This window comes from Methanoregula sp., from assembly GCF_002835825.1.
Lineage (GTDB): Archaea > Halobacteriota > Methanomicrobia > Methanomicrobiales > Methanospirillaceae > Methanoregula.
Map to the genome: position 1 here is coordinate 1 of NZ_PIZH01000239.1, position 3,551 is coordinate 3,551.

Below are 3,551 nucleotides of genomic sequence, written 5' to 3' on the forward strand. Positions count from 1 at the left end.
GGTAAGGAAGTGCCGGGCACGGTACGGGACGGAAGTGCAGCCATGAGCGACCTCCTCATACTCGCGGTGTACATTCTCATCTTCCCCGGCTTCCTCTTCCTGTTGGCGTACGCCCTCCTCTTCCAGTATATCGACCGCAAGCTCGCGGCCCGGATGCAGCACCGGGTCGGCCCGCCGCTCCTCCAGCCGCTTGCCGACCTCATCAAGACGCTGGGCAAGGAGGTGATTGATGTAAAGGGTGTTGATCGCGGAGCATTCAACACAGCCCCGCTCATAGCCCTTGCCGCAGTCATGACCGCATTCCTCTATATCCCGGTCATCGGGGCAAGCCCGCTCGCTTTCCAGGGAGACCTCATCCTCGTCCTCTACCTCATGACGCTGCCGACCCTGACACTCTTCGTCGTGGGCTGGCTGAGCCGGAACGTCTTTGCCTGCGTTGGCGCGATCCGCACGGTCACCCAGCTCTTCATCTACGAGGTGCCGTTCTTCCTCGTCATGCTCGCCCCGGGGCTGATGGCCGGCTCGTGGTCGGTATCGGCAATCGTGGCATGGCAGCAGGTACACCCCTGGTGTGCGGTCCTCCAGCCCGTCGGTTTTGTCATCGCACTGGTCGCATTGCAGGCAAAGCTTGAGCGGACGCCGTTCGATATCCCCGAGGCTGAGACGGAGATCGTTGCCGGGCCGTGGACCGAGCTGACCGGGCACCGGCTCGCCCTCATGAAGCTGGCATTCGATGTCTCGCTCGTCACCGGCAGCGCCCTCATCGCGGCCCTCTTCCTGGGCGGCCCTGAAGTGCCGTGGACGATCGCCCCGGCGTGGCTTGCCACCCTCGCCGGATTTGGCCTGTTCCTTATAAAGACACTCGCGGTCCTCTTCATTCTCTCCACCATCAGGGTCGCCACCGGTCGTATCCGCATCGATCAGCTCAATGATATTGGCTGGAAATACATTGCCGGGGCAGCTGTATTCCAGGTTGCCCTTGTCCTTGTCATGAACGCATGGTGGGTGCATCCATGAGCGTTATCCGGGAGATGCTGCACAACCTGTTTGCAAAACCCCTCACCATCCTCTACCCGTACGAGAAGGCCCCGATCCCCTGCACGTTCCGCGGGGAGGTGGCGATCGATGATGACAAGTGCATCGGGTGCTCGAAGTGCTCGCTGGTCTGCCCGCCACAGGTGATCACGATGATTGACGGTCCGCGTGAGGTCGAGTTCAAGGGAAAGAGCCTTGCACGGAAGAAGCGGCCGCAGGTGAAACTCTACAAGTGCATCCGCTGCGGGCTCTGCGAGCGGCACTGCCCCACCGGGGCAATCCACGTCACCGGCAAACTCTCGGGCTGCGGTACGGACAAGGAAGCCGTGATAACGTAATGACCACGGATCTGATATTTCCTGACCTGCGGCGGAGACTGGCGGGCACCCGCCTGATTACCGTAGTCGGTATCGGCGATGAACTCAGTCCTTCGGACCGGCATGGAATGACTGCAGCACGGGAGATCGACCGCCAGAGCATCCCGGGCGTACAGGTCTTCCTTGCTGAGACAGTCCCAGAGAACATCACCGGCCCGCTTAGGAAGTACCGTCCGGACCATGTCCTCTTCCTGGACGCGGCAGAGATGGGAGAGCGGCCCGGCACTATTGCACGGATCGAACCGGAACAGGTCAGGGCGCGACTCTTCTCGACACATGCCCTGCCGCTGCCGGTGGTCATGGAGTATATCGAACGGGATATCGGGATACCCGTCACCCTGCTGGGCATCCAGCCGGAAACCAGCAGTCCCGGCAATGCCCTGTCCGGTACTGACCGGAGATATTTTGACGAGAACCTGCGACAGGTGTCAGAAGTCCTCCGGGACCGTTAGCCACGGGGGGTCACTTCAGGTAAAGCTGAACGTCTCTGGTACCAACGTCTGCAGGTCAACGACCACCGCGAGCGCCGGTGTCGGGTTCACGTTCATCTGCTTCTGGAACGCGGTCTGGGACTGCCAGGTACCGGCATTGACCCCGAGCACGCCCCGGTAGGTGGTGATGCCCTTGATGTGCACGTGGCCCGTGTGGAGGATCTCGGGGATGGGGTCGATGATCATCCGGTCGGTCCTGCCAGCGGCGATCGGGGTCCGTCGACCGTACGCGGGGGCAAGGTGCCGGCGCATCAGCATCTCCTCCATCATCAGCCCGGAATGCTCGTAGGATGCGCCGGGGATGAGACCGATCATGTCGTCGATGGACCGGCCGTGATACATCATCACCCGGACCCCCTGGAGGTTTACCACGGCCGGGTTCTCCACCTGCATACAGTTTTGGGGGAACTTCTTCGTGAACGCGTCCGGGATGACCGGTTGGGGCTCGGCGCCCCGGACCACGTCGTGGTTGCCGGGCGCAATGATGATCTTCATCCGCGACGGAAGGTCGGAGAGCATAGCCCCGAAGGCATCGTACTGCTCGTAGATGTTTTTTATCGTCAGTTCCTGGTCCTGGCCGGGGTAGATTCCGATCCCGTCCACGAGGTCTCCTGCAATGAGGAGATACTGGTGGTCGGAATCCGAGAGCCAGTCCGCGAACCGGTTCCAGGCTTCCTCAAGGAAGGTGTTGCTCCCCACGTGCACATCAGAAATGAGCACGGCTTTCCCCGGCTTGTCGCTCTTGAACGGGGTATTGTCGATGCGGATGTCCGGGCGGTAGAGGAACTCGGCAAAGAAGAGGCGGCCGTCGTTCGAGAGTTTTCCCTTGACCCCGATCACTTCATCGTGGACGATTCGCTCGGCATCGGCAAAGACCGGCCGGTCCTTCCGGAAGAGCACGGAGATGCTTGCCGAGGAGTCCTCGATCTCGGCGATGCGGTGGCCGTTTTTCGTCGTGCTCACATCCACGACCATCCCGATGACCGTGCATTCTTCCTGCCGGTACCGGGTGTTCTTGGTAAGCCCTTCGATGGGCATAGCCCCCGTCCTGCCCCGGATCATCCCGCCGAGCCGGCTGAACCGGTCCCGGAAATAGTGCAGGTAATCGCCGGTCCCGTTGACCGGTCCCGAGGTTCCCGGGCTGCCGCTTACCACCTCGACCGTGGGATCGAGGAGGAACCGGGTGCCGTCCCGGGTCGGGCGGATACCCGGGATATGCTTTGCGGAGACGACAACGGTATCTTCCGGCACCCCGGCGATGATGCGCTCGATCAGGTCCGGCTCGTCATTCTCCAAGATATAACGAACCACCTCGGGGTGGACCTGGAGCCTGGTGTCGAGGAACCGGAGCGCGATCTCCTGCGCAGTCAGCATACCAGATCATTGGCTGCCAAGAAATTATAGCCTGTTATTATGTCACTGCGAGGAAAATGCGGAAAGAGGATATTTGGAATTATTTATAGAAGAGATCCCGTTCCAGTACAATAATCATCTCATCTCTTGGAGTCCCAAAAAAAATGCCAACGGTCTTACTGGCAGATATATCTTTCAAGATCCAACCGTCTCTCGCATAATGATTCAGCATTTTTTCCAGTGAGGTTTTATCGAATCTGCCCCCATTCAGCCATTCGTCCTCCTGCCCGATTAC

5 protein-coding genes are annotated in these 3,551 nt (G+C 60.2%); 3 read left to right on the forward strand and 2 right to left on the reverse strand.

Translation table 11 applies throughout. The features are described from left to right. The 3 genes from CW742_RS08955 to CW742_RS08965 all read left to right on the forward strand — a co-directional run. Positions 1-1,017 (forward strand): complex I subunit 1 family protein (locus tag CW742_RS08955; protein ID WP_292419367.1); only part of this gene is annotated, 1,017 nt, incomplete at its 5' end. Further along, complete coding sequence (locus tag CW742_RS08960) at positions 999-1,373, forward strand: 4Fe-4S binding protein (protein WP_292419370.1); 375 nt, start codon at positions 999-1,001, stop codon at positions 1,371-1,373. The genes CW742_RS08955 and CW742_RS08960, both read left to right, overlap by 19 nt. Beyond that, positions 1,373-1,864, forward strand: coding sequence for a hydrogenase 3 maturation endopeptidase HyCI (locus CW742_RS08965; RefSeq protein ID WP_292419372.1), 492 nt, complete (start codon positions 1,373-1,375; stop codon positions 1,862-1,864). The genes CW742_RS08960 and CW742_RS08965 overlap by 1 nt, the downstream gene beginning before the upstream one ends. Before the next feature lie 15 nt (positions 1,865-1,879). On the opposite strand, the gene CW742_RS08970 is transcribed toward CW742_RS08965, so the two are convergent. Further along, positions 1,880-3,277, reverse strand: a complete 1,398-nt coding sequence (locus CW742_RS08970; protein WP_292419375.1) for a DNA-directed DNA polymerase II small subunit — start codon at positions 3,275-3,277, stop codon at positions 1,880-1,882. A 79-nt stretch (positions 3,278-3,356) separates the two neighbouring features. Beyond that, positions 3,357-3,551, reverse strand: a 195-nt coding sequence (locus CW742_RS08975; RefSeq protein WP_292419378.1) for a DUF4177 domain-containing protein, incomplete at its 5' end; no start/stop codon positions are given.